The following is a 21064-nucleotide window of genomic DNA, read 5'->3' on the forward strand; positions in this document are numbered from 1 at the left end:
GCCAGGATCAAACTCTCCATATAAAAGTTATCCTTAGCTTCTGTACGCTTCTCGCTTCGTTCAGTTTTCAAGGAACATCTCTTTGTCGCTATTTAAGCGACTTTTTTAATATATCATTTACTGTTTTTCTTGTCAACAACTTTTTATCTTTCTTTTTTACGTGTTACTTTCAACACGGACGTTTAGTAATATATCATATTCGATCATCCTTAAGCAAGATGTTTTTTTAAGAAAAACTGAGTGAGGAAAAGTACCTCACCCAGTTAAGCTTCCCCGCAATTATTTATGACGCATTTGCGGGAATAGCAATACATCGCGAATAGATGGTGAGTCCGTCAACAACATAACAAGGCGGTCAATACCAATGCCTAGTCCACCTGTTGGTGGCATACCGTATTCTAATGCCTCGATAAAATCTTCATCCATCTCATGCGCCTCATCGTTTCCTTGCTCTTTTTCTTTCAATTGCGCTTCGAATCGTTCACGTTGATCGATCGGATCGTTTAATTCTGTAAACGCATTTGCATGTTCACGCGCAACAATAAATAATTCAAATCGATCTGTAAATCGTGGATCTTCAGGATTTTTCTTTGCCAAAGGTGAAATTTCAACCGGATGACCGTAAATAAACGTCGGTTGAATGAGATGTTGCTCTACTTTTTGTTCAAAGAACTCGTTGACGATATGACCAAATGTCATATGCGGAGCTACTTCTACCCCATGCTCTTTCGCTAATTGACGCGCTTCCTCATCGCTCATATGCTCCCAAAAATCAACACCAACATATTCTTTAATCGCATCGACCATATGAAGTCGTTTCCATGAAGGTGTTAAATCTACTTCATACTCCCCATATTGAATTTTTGTCGTTCCAAGCACTTCTTGAGCGATGTGAGCAATCATGTCTTCTGTTAATTTCATAATATCTGTATAATCAGCATACGCTTCGTAAAGTTCAAGCATCGTAAATTCTGGGTTGTGGCGCGTTGAAATACCTTCATTTCGGAATACACGACCAATTTCATATACTTTTTCTAACCCACCAACAATTAAACGTTTTAAATGTAGCTCAATTGCAATACGCATATATAATGTCATATCTAAAGCATTATGGTGTGTTATAAACGGCCGAGCTGCCGCTCCTCCAGCAATCGAATGCATCATCGGTGTTTCTACTTCTAAATATCCCTTTTGGTCTAAATAACGACGCATCGACTGAATAATTAAGCTGCGTGTAATAAATGTTTTTTTACTTTCTGGATTCATAATTAAATCGAGATATCGTTGGCGATAACGTTGTTCAATATCTTTAAGCCCATGATATTTTTCAGGAAGCGGACGCAACGATTTTGTCAGCATTTCATACGAATGCACCTTAATAGAAAGTTCGCCCACTTTTGTTTTAAATACAGTTCCGCGCACACCAACGATATCCCCTAAATCTGATGTATCAAAAATTTCGTACTGTTCTTCGCCCACATCATCTTTGCGTACATAAATTTGAATTTGCCCTGTTAAATCTTGAATATGTGCAAATCCCGCTTTCCCTTTGCCTCGTTTTGTCATAATTCGACCGGCAATAGAAACTTGAACTTGTTTCTCTTCAAGTTCTTCTTTTGATAAATGACCGTATAACGCAAATAGTTCTTCTGCTTTATGTGTGCGTTCGAACCGTTTTCCAAATGGATCGATTCCTTTTTCGCGCAACTTATGTAACTTTTCACGACGAACTAATAGTTGATCGTTTAATTCTTCATGCGACATAATAAGTTCACTCCAATGACCGTTTATTTTTCTAAACATACTGCCAGCATGAGCTGACAGTATGTTTTACGCTTCTATTACGACATGATTTTCTTTTGCTTCGACTTCTTCTACAAAATTCATAAGTAATGTCACAAGCTCATCCCGCGTCTCACATTCGTTAATCGCATTGCGTACCTTAGCGTTTCCACGAATACCTTTCAAATACCATGCAGCATGTTTGCGCATTTCTTTCACAGCAATGTATTCGTTTTTCAAAGCGATTAAACGATCCAAATGTAAAATACATACTTCGACTTTTTCTCGTACAGACGGCTCTGGAATGAGTTCCCCTGTTTCTAAATAACGGACTGTACGATAAATCATCCACGGATTACCAAGGGCAGCTCGGCCGATCATTACACCATCGACACCTGTTTGCTCAAGCATTCGTTTTGCGTCTTGTGGGGTTTGCACATCACCGTTACCGATAACAGGGATGTTGACCGCTTCTTTCACTTGTTTAATGATGTTCCAATCTGCTTTTCCCTCGTACATTTGCACACGCGTTCTTCCATGAACAGCAACAGCTTTTCCTCCTGCTCGTTCTACCGCCTGAGCATTTTCAACAGCATAAATATGATTTTCATCCCAACCAATTCGCATTTTTACCGTTACGGGCTTTTCAACTGCATCGACAACAGCTGCGACCATATCGTAAATTTTGTTTGGATCTAATAACCATTTTGCTCCTGCGTCACATTTCGTGATTTTCGGCACAGGGCATCCCATATTAATGTCAATAATGTCCGCATTCGTATGTTGATCTACATATTTAGCAGCTTGTACGAGCGTTTCTTTTTCTCCACCAAAAATTTGCAAGCTTAACGGCTTTTCGCGTTCATCAATATAGAGCATCCCCATTGTTTTTGGATTGTTAAATAAAATCGCTTTATCGCTAACCATCTCTGCGCAAACAAGCCCTGCACCAAACTCTTTCACCGTTAGACGAAAAGCTGAGTTACATACCCCTGCCATCGGAGCTAGTACAACAGGGTTGTTGATTTGCACATTTCCGATTTTAAACATTAAACTCCCTCCTTTCCTAATAATTGTTCCTCCACCGCTTCACGCTTTTTCCATATACGAACTCCTTGATCTGATAACTGTTCAACATACAAACGTAAAGGACGTTGAGCAGATGGAATGATCAACGTTTCATCTATTTCAAATAACGGGATTAATACAAACGCCCGTTCAAACATACGCGGATGTGGGATAATAAGTTGTTCTGTTTCAATATTTTCGTGATTATATAGCAAAATGTCAAGGTCTAACGTCCTTGGCCCCCAACGAACTTCTCGTTTGCGGCCAAACTGTTTTTCAATATCCATCGTTACTGCTAGTAAAGCAAACGGAGATAATGATGTAGCCACTTTGATAACCATATTTAAAAAACAATCTTGATCGACATATCCAACGGGATCTGTTTCATAAACTGAAGATGTCGCTAAAACCGACATACATTCCTCTTTATTTAGCGCCGTCACTGCGTCACGCAAATATGCAAAACGATCTCCAACATTTGAGCCTAAAGCAATATAAGCAATGTGTTTCATTTGTTAACGCCCTCTCGTAATTTCAACCGCTACATATGCATAATGACCTTTAATTGGCGGATTCGGCTTCGTTACTTTAACGGTGCACGATGACACCGTTGCATACGTGGATAAAATTTGCTCAGCAATTCGTTCAGCTACTGCCTCAATAAGTTTAAACGGTTTTCCTTCGACGATGTTTTGACATATGTCATATATATGTGCATAGTTAACCGTTTCACTTAAATCGTCGGTTACACCAGCTTTTCTTAAATTGGTTTCAATGATGACATCGACATAAAAACGTTGACCGAGCTTATTTTCTTCGGGAAATACCCCGTGATACCCATAAAACTCCATTTGTTGCACATAAATTTTATCGCGCATGCTCTCCTCCCTTCCCAAGCATCGCATCCATCATTTTAGCCATTCTAGCCATCGGTAAAACATCGTGTACACGAACGATATGCGCTCCTTTTGCAATGCCGAGGCAAACTGTTGCTCCTGTTCCTTCTACTCGTTCATGAACAGGTAAATCAAGCACATGTCCGATAAATGATTTCCGCGATGTTCCTAACAAGATCGGATACCCGAGAACCGAAAATTCATCCAACCGACGCATCACTTCCAAATTATGCTCTACTGTTTTAGCAAACCCGATCCCCGGATCGATAATAATTTGTTCGTCTTTCACACCAACTTGTTTGACTATATCAATACTTTCTTTTAAATCGTTTATCATATCCGAAATGAGATCTTTATAATGGCGATCGTAACGATTATGCATTAATACAATAGGTACACCATAGTAAGCGGCTACTTGAGCCATATTGGAATCTGCCTTTGCTCCCCAAACGTCGTTAATCACTGTCGCGCCCGCCTCAATGGCTTGTTTAGCTACTTCTGCTTTATACGTATCAATCGAAATGGGTACATTCACCGCTTTAGCAACCGCTTCTACAATCGGGATGACGCGACGCAATTCTTCTTCAAGTGATACTTTTTCAGCCCCAGGGCGAGTGGATTCCCCCCCGATATCAATGATGTGCGCCCCCTCAGCTACAAGTTGTTTCGCACGTTCAACCGCTTGCTCTACACGATTAAACTTTCCTCCATCAGAAAAGGAGTCAGGGGTTGCGTTTAAAATTCCCATAATGATCGTTTGTTTTCGTAAATCAAGTTTATGCTTTCCGCAATAAATAACATCGCTCAATTGGCGTACCCATCCTTTCTGTCTTCTCTTGTCCATAAATGATTTGTAAATGATGCGTACGCACGTTGGAGACGGCCCGTCATTTTCCCACATTTCCCGGGATATATATCATCATCTAACCGACAAACCGGCACAATTTCTTGAATCGAATTTGTTAAAAATATTTCATCCGCTTCCTTGAATCGTTGCAGCGAAAAAAATCCTTCCTGCACATCAACGCCCCATGAACGCAGCAAATCGATCACAAACAATCTTGTTACACCATTTAAAATGCCGGTTTCCACCGAAGGAGTGTATACTATACCGTCTTTTACCCAAAAAACGTTTGAAACAATTCCTTCTGCTACAAATCCTTCTTTTGTAAGGAAAATGCCTTCCACATTCGGATGATGACCAACTTCCCGCTTACCTAAAATGTTATTTAAATAATGATGTGATTTTAAACGAATCGAGCCTTCCGGCGTATTGCGTCTTACTTGTAATATTTGGCATACTTTTTCTTCTGCAAATGCCGGGATAGGCTTCATATACATAATGATCGTCGGATGTGTATATTGTTCCACTTGCAACCCGACGTCCCCAATTCCAGCCGATACGTTTAAACGAACATACGCATCACGATAACCGTTTGCCTCCAACAACTGAGAAAGGATATGCAAAACATCATTTCGAGTTATAGAACATGAAATATTTAGCATTTCGAGTCCGTTATGAAGACGTGCTAAATGATCATCGAGCAAAAACGGATGTCCATCATATACGCGAAACGTTTCAAACAAACCGAGGCCATACATAAACCCGTGATCGAACGGAGAAATGCGAGCATCTTCTTTTTTTACGATTTGCCCGTTGACATAAATAAACATGCATCATCACTTTCATCTGTATAGTGTAATAAAATTTTTAAGCATTTCTAAACCATATTCCGTCATAATTGATTCGGGGTGAAATTGAACTCCTTCAATTGGCAATGTTTTATGGCGAATGGCCATAATTTCCCCTTCTTCTGTCCACGCGGAAATTTCAAAGCAGTCTGGCAATGTCTCTTTTTTTACAATTAACGAATGATAACGAGTAGCGACAAACGGATTAGGAATGTGAGTAAAAATCGTTTTTCCATCATGAAAAATCGACGATGTTTTGCCGTGCATTAAACGTTCTGCCCGAACAACTTCCCCCCCAAACACTTGTGCAATCGACTGATGACCAAGACATACACCAAAGATCGGAATCTTTCCAGCGAAATATTGAATGGCCTCCATGCTAATGCCGGCTTCGTTCGGACTGCACGGGCCAGGCGAAATCATTAAAAAATGTGGTTGAAGTTGTTCAATTTGGGCAATCGTCACTTCATCATTTCGTTTGACGACTAGTTCTTCCCCTAATTGACCTAAATATTGGACTAAGTTATACGTAAACGAATCATAATTATCGATCATTAAAATCATTTGGCTCACCTCATGCTTAATTGTACATACTCTTCTTCGCTCAGCTCTTTTGCCTTCCATAAAGCAAATGCTTTCTTTAAACATTCTTTATATTCGTGTTCTGGTTGAGAATCAATGACAATTCCTGCTCCCGCTTGCACATATGCAAGCCCATCTTTCGCAATCATTGTTCGAATGGCAATGTTTAACTCCATATCGCCATTAAATCCGATCCAGCCGATCGAACCTGTATAAATGCCGCGGCGAACAGGCTCAAGCTCCTCGATAATTTCCATCGTTCGCACTTTCGGAGCTCCCGTAATCGTTCCGCCTGGAAAAACAGCTGATATGACATCAAACGCATCTTTTCCTTCTGCAAGTTGCCCAGAAACATGGGAAACGAGATGCATAACATGTGAATATTTTTCAATGACCATGAACTCGTCTACTTTTACCGTTCCGTAGGCACATACACGTCCTAGGTCATTGCGCTCAAGATCAACAAGCATTAAATGTTCCGCCCGTTCTTTTTCATTTGCTAATAATGACTGGGCAATTTGCTCATCTTCTTGAGTTGTTTTACCACGTGATCGCGTCCCAGCAATCGGACGTGTACTGACATACTCGCCCTTCTTTTTCACGAGCAGCTCTGGAGAACCGCTTACGATTTGAAATTCAGGAAAATGCATATATGCCATGTACGGCGACGGATTTAATGTGCGCAATTTTTCATAAATCGCAAACGGATGAGTAAGCAGTCGCTTCGATTGACGAACAGACAAGTTTACTTGAAAGACATCACCTTGCGCAATATACGCACGCACTTTTTCGACAGCTTCCATAAACTGTTTTTCGCTCATAGACACCGTTTCTTCTTTCTCATAATTTGGAATAAACGGACGAGAAACATCAGCCAATTCATTGGCCCATAGTTGCGTATATCGCTCAAGGCGTTGGCGTGCTTGTTGTTCTTCACCATCTACATAATGAGTAATAAGATAAAGAGACGATTCGTCATGATCGTAAACAAATACATCGTCAAATACTAAAAAATACAAATCAGGCATATTTAAATCGTCACGTGCGATCGAAGGGAGTTTTTCAATATAACGCGCGCAGTCATAACTAATATAACCGATGGCTCCACCTTGAAAGTCTGGGCCTTCCTCCACGTTTTCTACTTCCCATTGATTAAACCATTTTTTTAATGATTGTAATATATTCCCTTCAAACGTCTCTGTACGATGCTTCTGCCACACCGTTAACTTGTCATTTTTACCAATGACAACAGCGGACGGTTGCAAACCGATGATGCTACATCGACCATCTCTTCCGCTCTCAAGCAAAACATGATGCAACTGTTGTCGCGATAAGGCTTTATATTGCGAAAACCAATCACGTTGTGCGTATGTGACCTTTTTGATCATTGTTCGTCGCCTTTGCTTGCTCAAAGATGCCACCCCTCTCCATCAGTCCATACGCTTATTGTACAACGAACATATAGAAACAATCACGAAAAAAAATTCGGCAAGAATGTCCTTGCCGAATTATTCTTCAAATTGATATAACGGTGTGCTCAAGTAACGTTCACCGTTACTTGGAATAATCGCTAATACTTTCTTTCCTTTTCCTAATTTTTTCGCTACTTGTAACGCTACATGAATCGCTGCACCTGATGAAATACCACCTAAAATACCTTCTTGGCGAGCAGCTAGACGAGCGGCCTCAAATGCTTCTTCCGTTTTTACAGTGACAACTTCATCGTAAATGGATGTGTTTAAAATATCTGGGACGAAACCTGCGCCAATTCCTTGTATTTTATGTGGACCTGGTTTTCCGCCAGAAAGCACCGGAGAATCTGCTGGTTCAACGGCATAAATTTTAATGTTTGGATAGGCTTGGCGCAACACTTCCCCCGCTCCTGTAATCGTTCCGCCCGTTCCGATTCCAGCTACAAATGCATCCAATTGATCGCCCATTTGCTCGACAATTTCTTTTCCTGTTGTTAAACGATGCACTTCTGGGTTTGCTTCGTTCTTAAATTGTTGCGGCATAAAATAACCGTGCTCTTGTGCCAACTGCTCCGCTTTTTGAATCGCTCCGCGCATTCCTTCACTTCCAGGTGTTAAAACAAGTTCTGCTCCGTAAGCGCGAAGCAAGTTGCGGCGCTCCAAACTCATCGTATCAGGCATAACAAAAATCGCTTTATATCCTTTCGCAGCAGCAACCATCGCTAAACCAATCCCTGTATTTCCACTTGTCGGCTCAATGATCGTGTCACCAGGTTGAATTTTTCCTGCCTTCTCCGCTGCTTCAATCATCGCAAGTGCAATTCGATCTTTTACGCTGCTTCCCGGGTTCATAAACTCTAATTTTAAATATACATCTGCGCTGTTTTCATCAACGATGCGGTTTAGCTTCACTACCGGTGTTTGCCCGATTAACTCTGTAATGGATTGTACTACACGTGCCATTTCATCCACCTCTAATCCCGAGTATTTTTATGGAATTTGTAATAAATTTATCAGTTATTTTCGAAATTGTCAATCATTTATTATTGTTTTGCTAATTTTTTTAACTCCTCAAGATCTTCGGCCGAAAAAGTGTACGTTTCATTACAAAAATGACAAGACGCTTCCGCTTTTCCTTCTTCATCAATTATTTGTTGAATTTCTTCCGCACCTAAGCTGATGATCGCATCCGCTACACGCTCACGCGAGCAGCGGCAAACGAATGACACAGGCATCGTCTCGAGAATTTTGACGTTCTGTTCTCCGTTAAGCAATTCATATAGAATTTGTTCCGGTGTTAAGCCACTTTCAATCATTTTCGAGATCGGTGGAATCGTTGCTAAATTTTTTTCAATGTCTGCAATTGTTTTTTCTTCTGTTCCCGGCATCAGTTGCAAAATAAAGCCACCGGCCGCTAATATCGTATAGTCAGGGTTGACTAACACGCCAACTCCAACTGATGACGGCGTTTGTTCAGAGGAAACGAAATAGTATGTAAAGTCTTCACCGAGCTCCCCAGATACAAGCGGAACTTGTCCTGTAAAATAGTCGCGCAATCCCAAGTCTTTCACGACTGTTAATGTTCCATTTGTTCCAACCGCCCGAGCGACATCGAGCTTGCCGTTAGCGTTTAATTCAAAATGAACGTGCGGATTTGATACATAGCCCCGCACATGACCTTTTGCATTACTATCGACAAGAATATGTCCAATCGGCCCTCCACCTTCAATTTTAATCGTAATTTGGCTATCTCCTTTTAACATTGCCCCCATCATCACGCCTGCTGTCATCGCACGGCCTAATGCAGCTGATGCGGTCGGCCACGTTTGATGACGACGTTGGGCTTCACGAATCGTTTCTGTCGTTCGTACTGCATACGCTCGCACTTGTCCATCGTATGCAAGCGCCTTGACTAAATAATCGGTCATCACTGTCACTCACCTTTCTTGTTTCGCTCATATAGCAACTGAAGTCCTTTTAACGTTAAAAACGGATCGACAATATCAATCACATTCGATTCATGGGCAATTAACGATGCTAAACCACCTGTTGCAATCACCTTTGGTGGAATAGTACTTTTTTGTTTCATCCGCGACACAATTCCCTCTACTTGTCCGACATATCCATATAAAATGCCTGCTTGCATCGCACTTACTGTATTTTTCCCGATAATATCATCTGGGCGAGCGATTTCAATGCGCGGAAGTTTAGCAGCTCGAGAATAAAGCGCTTCTGTAGAAATCGTAATACCTGGCGCAATAGCTCCTCCCATATATTGTTTATGCTCGTTAATATAACAGTACGTAGTCGCTGTGCCAAAGTCGACGATAATAAGCGGCGCTCCGTACAAATGAATGCCTGCTACGGCATTGACGATTCGGTCAGCTCCCACTTCTTTCGGGTTATCATACTTAATGTTAAGCCCTGTCTTAATACCTGGACCAACAATAAGCGGTTTGATATGAAAGTATTTTGTACACATTCGTTCAAGCGCAAACATAATCGGTGGCACAACGGAAGAAATAATAATGCCGTCAATGTCAGAAAAACGCAATCCGACATCTTGCAATAACATTTTGATTATCATTCCATACTCATCTTCCGTTTTGCTTCGGCTCGTTTCAATGCGCCAATGAAACTTCAACTCGTCTCCGTCATACACACCTAATACAGTATTCGTATTTCCAACGTCTAATACAAAAATCATCACTCATCCCCACTTGTTCACCATTTGTTCCTTTTTTCATCATATCACACTCGGTTAAGCGGACGGTAAAAAAAGATGCCTCTTATGAAAAGAGACACCTTTATTCTTCTTTTTTCGTCTGAATATTTACTTTTATCTCGTCTTGTTTATCATCATTTCGATTTGGTAACGTACCGTGCTCAAACAAATGTTTAATTTGTTCCGCATCAAGCGTTTCTACTTCAAGCAACGTGTTAGCGATAAGCTCTAGTTTATCGCGATTTTCTGTTAATAAGCGCTTCGCTTTTTCATAACATTCTTTAATAATGCGCTGCATCTCAAGATCAATTTCGTATGCAATTTGGTCACTATAATTTTGTTCATTATGCAAATCGCGACCTAAAAACACTTGACCATGAGATTGACCAAATTGCATCGGTCCTAGCTTATCGCTCATTCCAAACTCCGTTACCATGCGACGGGCAATGCTTGTTGCGCGCTGAAAATCATTATGCGCTCCCGTACTCACTTCACCAAATACGATTTCCTCCGCAACGCGTCCACCGAGAAGACCTGTAATTTTATCAAGCAATTCTGGCTTTGTCATAAAATAACGATCTTCTTTTGGCAACATGACCGCATATCCACCTGCTTGGCCGCGCGGTACAATCGTTACTTTATGTACCATTTCTGCATCAGCAAGCACCATGCCGATGACTGTATGACCAGCTTCGTGGTAAGCGACAATTTTTCGTTCTTTTTCGGAAATAACGCGGCTTTTCTTGGCTGGACCGGCAATGACGCGATCCGTTGCTTCATCAATATCGCTCATATCAATTTTTTTCTTGTTCCGTCGAGCAGCAACAAGTGCAGCCTCATTTAATAAGTTTTCCAAATCAGCGCCAGAAAAACCAGGTGTACGCATCGCAATCGCTTTTAAATCAACAGATTCATCAAGCGGTTTGTTGCGCGCATGCACACGAAGAACAGCTTCACGTCCTTTCACATCTGGGCGATCAACTGTAATTTGACGGTCAAAACGACCTGGGCGTAAAAGAGCAGGGTCTAAAATGTCAGGACGGTTTGTTGCTGCGATAATGATAATCCCTTCATTTCCGCTGAATCCATCCATTTCAACGAGCAACTGGTTTAATGTTTGCTCCCGCTCATCGTGACCTCCACCTAAACCGGCACCACGTTGACGTCCAACCGCATCAATCTCATCAATAAAAATGATACAAGGAGCATTTTTCTTCGCCGTTTCAAATAAATCACGCACACGAGAAGCACCGACACCGACAAACATTTCAACGAAATCGGAACCGCTAATAGAGAAAAATGGAACACCGGCTTCTCCAGCAACCGCTCTCGCTAATAACGTTTTCCCTGTTCCCGGCGGTCCGACAAGAAGGACGCCTTTTGGAATGCGAGCGCCGAGCTCGACAAACTTACGAGGATCTTTTAAAAATTCGACAATTTCAACAAGTTCTTGCTTTTCTTCATCCGCACCGGCAACGTCTTTAAAGCGTACGCGCTTTTTATCTTCGTTATACAATTTCGCACGGCTTTTGCCAAAATTCATCACTCGGCTGCCGCCACCTTGTGCTTGATTTAATAAAAAGAAGAACAAAATAAAAATGATGATAAACGGAATAATGGACGTGAAAAACGTCACCCATCCGCTCGTTTCATCCGCAGGCAACACTTCTACTTTCGCCTGTTTTGCCGCCTCATCAATTCGCTGAAGAACTTGCGGGCTGTTTGCTACGTATGTTGTAAAAAACTGCCCTTCAGCGTACGTTTTTAATTGTCCGCGAATTTCATAAACGCCTCGCTCTGGCTTCAACGAGACGTACTTTACATCACCGTTTTCTAGATGGGTAATGAACGCATCGTACGTCATCCGCTCTGCACGTTGATTGCCGCCATTTAAAAAGCTCACAACACCAATGACGACAAGAAAAATGAGTAAGTAAAAAATTGTATTACGGAAAATGCGGTTCATCTCCTACCTCCTCCCACACTTAAAACACGCTATAGTCAATAGTATCATAGAAAAACGTCCCAAAACAAACGATGTGCATGAAAAAATTATTTGCTGTATACTTCTGGCTTTAACACACCGATGTAAGGAAGGTTTCGGTATTTCTCACAATAGTCTAACCCATAACCGACAACGAATTCATCAGGAACGATAAAACCGACATAATCTGCCTCAATATTCGCTTTTCGACCAGACGGCTTATCGAGCAAAGTCACAATTTTAATCGATTTCGCTTTGCGATAACGGAATAAATCGGCTAAATAACTTAACGTTAAACCGCTATCAATAATATCTTCGATAATGAGAACATCGCGTCCTTCAACAGACGTGTTTAAGTCTTTCAAAATTTTTACTTCTCCCGATGACACCGTTGCATTTCCATAGCTCGATACATCCATAAAATCAATTTCTAAATATGTGTCTATATGCTTAATTAAATCTGCCATAAACGGCATAGCACCTTTTAGTACACCGACTGCGAGCGGGAAGCGACCTTCATATTCTTTTGTCAATAATGCACCTAATTCTTTTACTTTTTGCTGAATTTGTTCCTCTGTAATTAAAATTTTTTCCATATCTTGATGCATACCCATATTCTTTCCTCCTACCATCATTCATTGCTTTTTATAGTGTAATACAATATAGCGATTTTTTGTAATATTTGTTGCTGTATAAACTGATTTTTTTACACCCGGAATCCAGATAATGTTTCCGTTTGCATCTTCGACGATTGGCCATTGTTCTCGCTCACTCGCTGGGATTTTTTCATCGATGAAAATGCGCGCCACTTTTTTTGAATGCTTCATTCCTTTTACTTTCATACGATCTCCATGCTTTCGCGTTCGTACGCGAAAGGGCAGCGCTAACTGATCAACATCAAATACAACATGATGATCGTCTTCAATGAAAGGGTAACGATCAACAAACTTACTGATCAGTTGGCATCCATTTGGTAACGTAAGTGTATCAGGAACATGCAAAATCAAGTCATATTCACTCGTCTGTTCTTGTTGAAACGTAAAGACGCACATCTCATATTGACGAATGACTTTTAATCCGTTAGGAAAATGAAGCATACCTGAAGGATGTGGCCGTTTTAAAAACAGCAACGCTTGGTTTATATGTATAGAAGACAATGACGACGGGACATTCCCATAAAGATAGTTTAATATTAGTTGAATCCCTCTCCTTTGTAAAGGTTTTGGCATACGCATAAACGAAGGGATATCAACGCGGACACATCCTTCTTTTTGATCGGCAACATGTTTTAGCTTTTCCTTTGTCAATTGTTCTAAAAACGCTTCATCTTCGCTCAACATCTCGCTAAACTGCTGAACATGTTCATGAACGCGATTGTTTTCACGTTTTAAAAAAGGGAGAACGTAATGACGGAAACGGTTGCGCGTGTAATCGTCTTTATCATTGCTCGGGTCGTGCCGAGCATGCAAAGCATTGTTTTGGCAATATTGTTCGATTTGCTGCCGATCGATGCATAAAAAAGGGCGAATGATATATCCGTTGCCAAATGGCCGCTTTATCGGTATACCTGCATATCCTTTCGATATACTTCCACGCACAAGCCGCATTAACACCGTTTCAATTTGATCATCTCCGTGATGGGCTAAGGCAATGTAACGCGCTCCATACTTGCGCATCACTTGTTCAAAGAAGGCATAGCGGCAGACGCGCGCTGCTTCTTGCACTCCTTTTCCTGTTTGCTCCATATATAATTGGACGTTCATTTGTGTAGCCTCACATATAATACTACGTTGTGCGCAAAAATGTTTCACAAAATGCATATCTTCTTCGGACTGTTTCCCTCGCAACATATGATCGACGTGCGCAACGACAATTTGAATATCGTATCGGTCTCTTTCATTCCATAAAAAATGAAGCAATGCTAATGAATCCGGTCCGCCAGACACGCCAACAACAACCGTTGTACCGCTCTCAAGCAATTCATGTCTTTCAATAAACTGACGTACGATTTCTAACATACTCTCCCTCTTAACAAGCGTCGTTTTCTACAATCGTACCACATCTTATTGCTTATACTCAAAATGAATGCGGAAAAAATTAAAGAATTTGAACATACAAATAAACGACGTACATAAATAACAGACAAACGAATAAAAACATCGTCTCCAACCATCGAAACTTTTTCTTCACTTTTACGTGCACCGCTTTTTCTCTTCGTTTTTCTGCATGCACAGTCGGCTGTTGCATACATTGCAGCAAATCTTTTTTCATGTCATAAGCGCAAGTATACTTCCCATCAAGCGCACGCCATAATATTTTCTCATATTTTTTTAAATAGGCGTGAGAAGAAATCATAAGGCGCAACTGCTCTCGGCCATTTTCCTTTCTCTCAAATCGTTTTGGATAACACATGTTAATCATGATCATGGCTACCGCAAACAAATCATATGATGGCTCTGCTTTTCTTGTCCCCATTCCCCAATATCCACGATCAAAAAACTCTGTAAATTCTTTAATAGCTCTGCCGCAAATCGTCGTGCCCCCTACATCAATCAGTCGCACTTTCGGCACCGCTCCTGCAACAATTAAATTTTCCGGCTTCAAGTCGCCAAACACCCAACCTTTTTCATGCAACTGATGCAAATCACTAAGTAGCTGCAATATGATGACAATGATCCATTCTTTTCCTCGCTTCTGAATAAAAGTTAACAAATCATCCCCTTCAATATATTCCATCACATAAAATGAATACATCGTTCTTTCTTGTGGATGAAGCCAATCATCAACGTCTAATAAACAAGGTCCGAGGGCAACTCCCTGGACCTCCGAAAATCGTTTCAGTACATTTACTTCTGACATCATTGCTGTCGCTTGATTGCTTATTTTCAGCGCTACAAACGTTCGTCCTTCTTTAGCTAAATAAACAACACCATTTGCTCCTTTGCCGAGCTGTTTTATAATTTCATAGCGACGTTTATGCCACTTTCCTTGTATGATCGTTCCTGTTCGGATGTTACATAGATTGTTCGATGTATGCATCGTCATCACCATCGTCAGTAAATAAGCTTTTTAATGTGCGTCTTTTTTGGAATTGTTGTAGCGCTTCGCGAATGGCTGGGCCAGTCGGTGTCACTCCTCCAGATGTCAGTTTTGGAAACACGCTTGAAATGGACTCCATTTTCGGCGTCCAATCTAAAATGCGATCCACTTCCCCTTTTTTCCCGGGAAATACAAAAACAGAAAACTCATTATTTCCCAAACGCGCATTTAAACTAATTGACAAATCCAACAATGCTTCTTTCACAGTTTGTAACTTTGGCTTCATGCTCCCACTCGTATCTACTAATATTAAAACTTGTAAGTTAACGGTCTCGCCTAATTCTTCAATAACTTCCATGACTTCCCCTCTTTTTTCTGGCGGAAGCTGTTCGATTGAAGCATGAGAACCTAAAATTTGCTTTAACTCGCGGTTAATGACCCCCTGCAACGTCTGCGTCATCGCTTTTCTTGTTACCATTTGTACCGTCTGTGACAATTGTTTAGCATACACAACTTGGCTAATTCCACCACCTGATTGGGCAATTCCTTCAATTTCACGCAATCCTTGTTCATCAATAATGTCTTGATCAAGAACACCGATCACATTGACTGTAATTCCTTGTTCTTTTGCTAATGCTGCCATGGCAATTGGATCTTCACCATGGTTAGAACAACCATCTGTAATTAATAAAATTTGACGCAACGTTCCTTTTCGCATACGTTCATCCCCTCCAAAAAAATAGTATATTCCCATCATCGACGCTCAGAGGGGATTTTATACCTTTATTTCATATATTGGTATGCTGGGATGACCGCCCATTTCGGTGTGTTATGTTTAATGCGTGCAACGACGATCGTCATATCATCCTCAATTTCACCACCGTTGACACGAATGACCTCTTCTAAAAGCAATTCCGACACTTCTTGCGGATCATTTGTTTTTAATTCTTTAATTTTTCGTTTCATCCATACATCATGATTTTCAATATGGGACACTCCATCAAAAACACCGTCGCTCATCATAATAAGCAAGTCTCCTGCTTTTAATTGTTCTTCAATCATTTCAAACTCTACCCCGGTAATAATGCCTATTGGCAAATTGCTCGACTCGATTTTCATCACGTGATTTCCTCGTTTAATGAAGCTTGGCGAGGAACCGACTTTCAAAAATTTTGTCGTCGCATTTTGCAAATCAACAATGGCTAAATCTAGCGTAGAAAAAATTTCTTCTGTCGTTCGCAACGCTAAAATGGAATTAATGGATTTAATCGCAATTCGTTCTTCAATTCCCGATTGCAAAATTTTTTGTAGTAATTTTAATGTTTCTTTACTTTCGTAATGCGCTCGTTCCCCATTTCCCATTCCATCGCTAATGGCTAATGCGTATTTTCCTCCGCCAATTTCCATCATTCCATAACTGTCTCCTGAAATAAAACCGCCACCTTTCGCAACATATGCAACGCCTGTATCAATGACAAACGCTTTTGAAGAACTAAATGCTACTCGACAATCCCCATTTGGATATATAGAGCAATCTTCTTTTTTTACGATGATCGTTTCACCTAAAATATCAGACAGCATAGGGGCAATGAGTTTTTCGCATTCTCCCCTTCCGTCGCAATATGGAATGACCATTTCGATGTCGACGCTTCCTTTGTCTAAACTATAAATTTCAACATCGTTTACATCGACGCCAAACTGTTGAAGCGCATGTAAAATTTGTTCTTCTTGCACATAATAGTTTTCGCGTTCTTTTTGAATTTCTTTCGCAAAATCTTCCATCACTTGCGACACACCTAATAACTGTTCTGCGACAAGTCTGCGGCTTTCTTTCATTTGTTGCTTCAATTTTTTGTTTGCTTTATAAAACGACACGTCTTTTTCGATAATTTGAACGACTTTATTTGCTTTCACACACTGTTTATTCCATTCACGCAACAATTTTGCATTTGTCATTTGATCATTTTCGCTTGCTTCTTGCATGATTTTTTTCATGTAATCATATGTTTTATCAAAGTGGGTGATCCAACATTGATCTTTCTTAAAACACGTTTGACACGTTTTAGCTGCAACATCGCTTAAAAAGTAATCAATTTCGCGCTCTTCTTCCTCTTCATGCGTAAGTACACCATATGAAGAAAAGCTTTTTGATAATGCTTGAAACACATGGGAAAATTGCTCGACTCGCTGAGCTGTAACATCGCGAATTTTCCGTACATATTGTTGTTGCTCATTCGTATGCTCAACCGTTCCTGGCACATATTTTGCCATTTTACTCGTCAACGATTGAGGCGTCATGAAAAAAAGCAAGACAGCAAATAGCGACTCAACGACATTCGGAATAATATGTGCTATCCCTTGGCTATAAAGAGAAATTAACAACGTTGCAACGATGAGACCAAATGAAACACCTAGTTTTCTTCCTTCTTTCAATAGTCCCCCAAGCAGCCCAGCAAAAGCAAGTAAGCTCATTTGATATAAATTTGAGACGTTCGCTAAGCTTAAAATGAGTCCTGTGACAACACCGACAGTTGAACCAACGGTCGCACCAGCTACAAAAGCAAACAACAATAATAAATAACGCGAAGCAATATGTTCTAGCGAAAGATCATAAATCGACCAACCAACCATTCCTGTCAACATGGAAGAAATAAGAATGACAAAAGAAATAACTTCTTCTGGCTTTAACGTTTGTTTATATTTTCGATGATCAAATAACGGAACGCTTTGCAGAAAAATGAGCGTTAAAATGGAGGCAAGACCTGCTTCAATAACCATCATCATTCCTTCATATATCGTCCATTCACGATTCCATGTATAAATCATGCCCATTTTCGCAAAAATGGAAGCAAAAAATACAACAACCGGCAATCTTTTTGACAGTGCATCAATCCAATAAAACAGACGATAAAAAACGAGAAACATACCGATAGAAGCGACGATAAATAAAGAGGTGTAAAAAGAAACAGTCAACGATCCGGCAAATAAAGCGATAAACACAAACCCTAACTTATCGCGCCGAAGTAAATAAATAGCTGAAAAAAAAGGCAAAGCAAACGGTGTCATTTTTGTTAAAATGAGAGCTCGTCCAAGTAAAAAACCGATAATTAGAAACAAAAATCCTTGTTGAAACAATAAATGACTTAAACGAACTGTCAATCGTTGAAACCATTGCGAAACGGTTGTTTTCGCCCCACTTAAAGGCACTTCAGCCATTTGATTACCTAACTTCCGTTCTAATCTTTCCATTTTCATCCTCTCCCTTTTTCATGTATACGTCTATTATCTTGTATTATACAGGCTGAATTATCAAAATTTTGTCAAAAAAAGAAGATGAATCATATAAATCTTTCGACGGAATATCACAAAAAACGGCTTACAAAAACAAAAAAACACCAATTTCATGACGAAATTGGTGTTTTGATGATGACCCGTACGGGATTCGAACCCGTGTTACCGCCGTGAAAGGGCGGTGTCTTAACCACTTGACCAACGGGCCACTATACAATTTGGTAGCGGCGGAGGGAATCGAACCCCCGACCTTACGGGTATGAACCGTACGCTCTAGCCAGCTGAGCTACGCCGCCATGCAACGACATTTGTTATGTTACTATGTTTCTTCAACAAAGTCAATATTTTTTTTACGAAATTCAAACGAAAAAGCATCCACTTATGAAATGGATGCTTATATAAACTGCCTCATGTCTCATTCGGCAGCAAGTTAACCGCGTCGAGCACCACGACCTCCTCGTTTTGATTCAGTATGGCGTTTAAGGGATGCTAAGCGATCTTCACTTTCTTTTAAGAAACGGCTAATTTTCTGCTCAAAACTTTCTTTTGAAGCGCGATCATTTCCTTTATTGCGCGGACGTGTAGCTTGTTCTTTTGCTTTTTTAATCGATAAACCAATTTTTCCATCCTTCTCAACGTTAATGACACGTACTTCGACAATATCGCCTACTTTAAGATGGTCGTTAATGTCTTTCACATAGCTGTCAGCTACTTCACTAATGTGCACTAAGCCTGTCGCGCCTTCTGGTAACTCAACAAACGCTCCGAATTTTGTAATGCCCGTTACTTTTCCCTGTAACTTGCTGCCTACTTCAATTGACATAAAAAAAGTGCTCCTCCTTAAAATCTGAAAAATCGTTTCTTTCATTATACATAATGAAAAAAACAAGTGTCAATAAGCCTTCTGCTTATGTCTCACTCGTCAGGAGTGATAAAAATAATTTCTCCTTCTTTCGACAAAAAATATTGTTTTCGGGCTAATTCGGCAATATATTTATCGTCATTTAATTTTTTGATCTCTTCTTTCAGCCTTTTTTCATCTTTTTGCAATGTGCGTAGCTTTTCTTCTAACTGCTCTTTCGTTTTGATTTGTTCATCAATCGCTGAAGATTGCGCTATCATCGTATATAAAAACAGCGAAGAAGCGGCTAACGCCATTGTTGCCACAATGCTAAAACGAATCGCTTTTTTTTTGCGACGTTGCGCCTTTTTATGTTCTTGCTTTTCTTGTTGTATAACATACGACGTTTGTATTTTTTGGACTTTGTTTCTCTGTGGGGCGCTCATGTTCTTCACCGCTCCTTCTCCATTACCCTTTTTTTCTAAATGTATTCGCTACTTTCACGAAAAACCCTTTTCCCATATGAAAGAAACGACCTACAGCCGCTTGAAAGCGTAACGGGGTTTTTCGCCAAATGAAACGTCCGATAAATATAAATGGTTGCAATAAAAAGCGTATACATACATATATCACTTTATATAAAATTTTACCAATGGATAAAACAAAATGACAAGTAGCGATTAATAAAAAAACAAAAAAACGGTAAAGAAGTCGGAGCGGAAATACGATGATGTAATAAAATAACCGGACGATTAAGCGATATAACGCGACGACGATGCGAATGATCTTTTGTAGCAAACGAACATACATGTTTTGAAACAAAGCTTGATAGGCAGCGTATCCACATAAAATGGCTAAAAAAATGTACAAGCGAATCTCTCCGTTATTAACGAGCAATAACGTATAAAACACATATAACGCCTGCACAACCCAAAAAAGAATGTCTGCAATCAATACGATCAGTCGATGACGTTCGGAGCGATTGAATATGTGCGCATATGTATCAAACGATGCGCCAATCGCAATCCCTGTTCCGATCATCGCAAGCAAAGTCGTAAATTGCGCATGCAAACTCATTTAAACAACTTGCTAAAGAACCCTTTAGCTTTCTCCGCATGATGTTCATCTAAATAAACAATTTCGAAAATTTTCCCCTTAATCGAGACAATTCCTTTTTCTACATCTAAGTTTTTCATTTGTAAATTTTGTCCCTTAATCGACAAAAAACCCATTACTGTTTCCAGCAAAAATTCTTCATTATCAAAACTTTCCACTTGTTTGACGCCCGTAATTTCTAGCGTGCGTCGACCGCGCATCACCATATCATGTTCTTGAATCGGTCCTTTATTTCCGATATTCTGTGTCATCATTGTTTCCCCCTCACAACGATCGTTTGTACAAGTGTATGAGGGGGGAAAATGGTTTAGAACAAGCTATTCCACACGCTCTTCTTTTACGATTTCATATAATGCGCTCGCTTCTTCTTTTTTTGCATGTTCTTGCAAACCGATCACTTTTACTGTCACATGTTTTTGGCCAAATTGAATCATAATTTCATCGCCTATTTTTACTGTTGAACTCGCTTTCGCTTGCTGACCGTTAATAAATACACGCCCTTGCTCCGCTACTTCTTTCGCTAAAGTTCTTCTTTTAATGAGCCGAGAAACTTTTAAAAACTTATCAAGTCTCATA

The 21064-nt window shown here is 40.2% G+C and carries 22 protein-coding genes and 2 tRNA genes; all 24 read right to left on the bottom strand.

The features are described from left to right. Nucleotides 1–279: 279 nt before the first annotated feature. On the bottom strand, nt 280–1764 hold the full coding sequence (gene lysS, locus ABEV15_RS02920) for a lysine--tRNA ligase (RefSeq protein ID WP_498852322.1): 1485 nt from the start codon (nt 1762–1764) through the stop codon (nt 280–282). Between the two features lie 66 nt (nt 1765–1830). Then, entirely contained in the window at nt 1831–2832 is a 1002-nt protein-coding gene (dusB, locus tag ABEV15_RS02925) for a tRNA dihydrouridine synthase DusB (protein ID WP_429630462.1), read from the bottom strand. Beyond that, nucleotides 2832–3362, bottom strand: a complete 531-nt coding sequence (gene folK / locus ABEV15_RS02930) for a 2-amino-4-hydroxy-6-hydroxymethyldihydropteridine diphosphokinase (protein ID WP_429630460.1) — start codon at nt 3360–3362, stop codon at nt 2832–2834. Before folK ends, dusB begins: the two co-directional genes overlap by 1 nt. A gap of 3 nt (nt 3363–3365) precedes the next feature. Next, on the bottom strand, nt 3366–3728 hold the full coding sequence (gene folB / locus ABEV15_RS02935) for a dihydroneopterin aldolase (protein WP_429630458.1): 363 nt from the start codon (nt 3726–3728) through the stop codon (nt 3366–3368). Then, entirely contained in the window at nt 3718–4494 is a 777-nt protein-coding gene (gene folP, locus ABEV15_RS02940; protein WP_498852331.1) for a dihydropteroate synthase, read from the bottom strand. Before folP ends, folB begins: the two co-directional genes overlap by 11 nt. A 56-nt stretch (nt 4495–4550) precedes the next feature. Next, nucleotides 4551–5420 carry an aminodeoxychorismate lyase gene (gene pabC, locus ABEV15_RS02945; RefSeq protein ID WP_429630456.1) on the bottom strand — a complete coding sequence of 290 codons (870 nt, stop codon included), beginning with the start codon at nt 5418–5420 and terminating at the stop codon, nt 4551–4553. A 12-nt stretch (nt 5421–5432) separates the two neighbouring features. Beyond that, on the bottom strand, nt 5433–6002 hold the full coding sequence (gene pabA, locus ABEV15_RS02950; protein ID WP_429630454.1) for an aminodeoxychorismate/anthranilate synthase component II: 570 nt from the start codon (nt 6000–6002) through the stop codon (nt 5433–5435). A gap of 5 nt (nt 6003–6007) precedes the next feature. Then, nucleotides 6008–7408, bottom strand: coding sequence for an anthranilate synthase component I (gene trpE, locus ABEV15_RS02955; RefSeq protein ID WP_429630452.1), 1401 nt, complete (start codon nt 7406–7408; stop codon nt 6008–6010). A 120-nt stretch (nt 7409–7528) separates the two neighbouring features. Beyond that, nucleotides 7529–8455: a cysteine synthase A gene (gene cysK, locus ABEV15_RS02960; protein WP_429630450.1), complete on the bottom strand. Its 927-nt coding sequence runs from the start codon at nt 8453–8455 to the stop codon at nt 7529–7531. Between the two features lie 80 nt (nt 8456–8535). Beyond that, nucleotides 8536–9420: an Hsp33 family molecular chaperone HslO gene (gene hslO, locus ABEV15_RS02965; RefSeq protein WP_429630448.1), complete on the bottom strand. Its 885-nt coding sequence runs from the start codon at nt 9418–9420 to the stop codon at nt 8536–8538. A 5-nt stretch (nt 9421–9425) separates the two neighbouring features. Continuing rightward, complete coding sequence (locus ABEV15_RS02970) at nt 9426–10199, bottom strand: type III pantothenate kinase (RefSeq protein WP_429630446.1); 774 nt, start codon at nt 10197–10199, stop codon at nt 9426–9428. A gap of 100 nt (nt 10200–10299) precedes the next feature. Next, complete coding sequence (gene ftsH, locus ABEV15_RS02975) at nt 10300–12183, bottom strand: ATP-dependent zinc metalloprotease FtsH (protein ID WP_429630444.1); 1884 nt, start codon at nt 12181–12183, stop codon at nt 10300–10302. A gap of 86 nt (nt 12184–12269) precedes the next feature. Beyond that, nucleotides 12270–12815 carry a hypoxanthine phosphoribosyltransferase gene (gene hpt / locus ABEV15_RS02980; protein WP_009360757.1) on the bottom strand — a complete coding sequence of 182 codons (546 nt, stop codon included), beginning with the start codon at nt 12813–12815 and terminating at the stop codon, nt 12270–12272. Between the two features lie 21 nt (nt 12816–12836). Next, nucleotides 12837–14219, bottom strand: coding sequence for a tRNA lysidine(34) synthetase TilS (gene tilS / locus ABEV15_RS02985; protein ID WP_429630441.1), 1383 nt, complete (start codon nt 14217–14219; stop codon nt 12837–12839). 79 nt (nt 14220–14298) lie between these two features. Continuing rightward, entirely contained in the window at nt 14299–15252 is a 954-nt protein-coding gene (gene prkT / locus ABEV15_RS02990) for a serine/threonine protein kinase PrkT (RefSeq protein WP_429630439.1), read from the bottom strand. Continuing rightward, nucleotides 15215–15994, bottom strand: a complete 780-nt coding sequence (locus tag ABEV15_RS02995) for a vWA domain-containing protein (RefSeq protein WP_429630437.1) — start codon at nt 15992–15994, stop codon at nt 15215–15217. Before ABEV15_RS02995 ends, prkT begins: the two co-directional genes overlap by 38 nt. Nucleotides 15995–16023: 29 nt before the next feature. Next, nucleotides 16024–18489 carry a stage II sporulation protein E gene (gene spoIIE / locus ABEV15_RS03000; RefSeq protein ID WP_498852323.1) on the bottom strand — a complete coding sequence of 822 codons (2466 nt, stop codon included), beginning with the start codon at nt 18487–18489 and terminating at the stop codon, nt 16024–16026. Nucleotides 18490–18667: 178 nt separating this feature from the next. Then, a tRNA-Glu gene (locus tag ABEV15_RS03005) sits at nt 18668–18739 on the bottom strand. A gap of 11 nt (nt 18740–18750) precedes the next feature. Beyond that, nucleotides 18751–18827: transfer RNA gene (locus ABEV15_RS03010), tRNA-Met, on the bottom strand. A 134-nt stretch (nt 18828–18961) separates the two neighbouring features. Next, nucleotides 18962–19354: a S1 domain-containing RNA-binding protein gene (locus ABEV15_RS03015; protein WP_429630433.1), complete on the bottom strand. Its 393-nt coding sequence runs from the start codon at nt 19352–19354 to the stop codon at nt 18962–18964. 92 nt (nt 19355–19446) lie between these two features. After that, nucleotides 19447–19818 (bottom strand): FtsB family cell division protein, encoded by a 372-nt coding sequence (locus ABEV15_RS03020; RefSeq protein WP_429630466.1) that lies wholly within the window; start codon nt 19816–19818, stop codon nt 19447–19449. A 22-nt stretch (nt 19819–19840) separates the two neighbouring features. Then, nucleotides 19841–20449 carry a spore cortex biosynthesis protein YabQ gene (yabQ, locus tag ABEV15_RS03025; protein WP_429630432.1) on the bottom strand — a complete coding sequence of 203 codons (609 nt, stop codon included), beginning with the start codon at nt 20447–20449 and terminating at the stop codon, nt 19841–19843. After that, entirely contained in the window at nt 20446–20739 is a 294-nt protein-coding gene (yabP, locus tag ABEV15_RS03030) for a sporulation protein YabP (RefSeq protein WP_498852324.1), read from the bottom strand. The genes yabQ and yabP overlap by 4 nt, the downstream gene beginning before the upstream one ends. Nucleotides 20740–20805: 66 nt before the next feature. After that, nucleotides 20806–21063 carry an RNA-binding S4 domain-containing protein gene (locus ABEV15_RS03035; RefSeq protein ID WP_429630428.1) on the bottom strand — a complete coding sequence of 86 codons (258 nt, stop codon included), beginning with the start codon at nt 21061–21063 and terminating at the stop codon, nt 20806–20808. Nucleotide 21064: the final 1 nt, after the last annotated feature.

The organism is Bhargavaea massiliensis, from assembly GCF_050480245.1.
In the GTDB taxonomy this organism is placed as follows: domain Bacteria; phylum Bacillota; class Bacilli; order Bacillales; family Anoxybacillaceae; genus Anoxybacillus.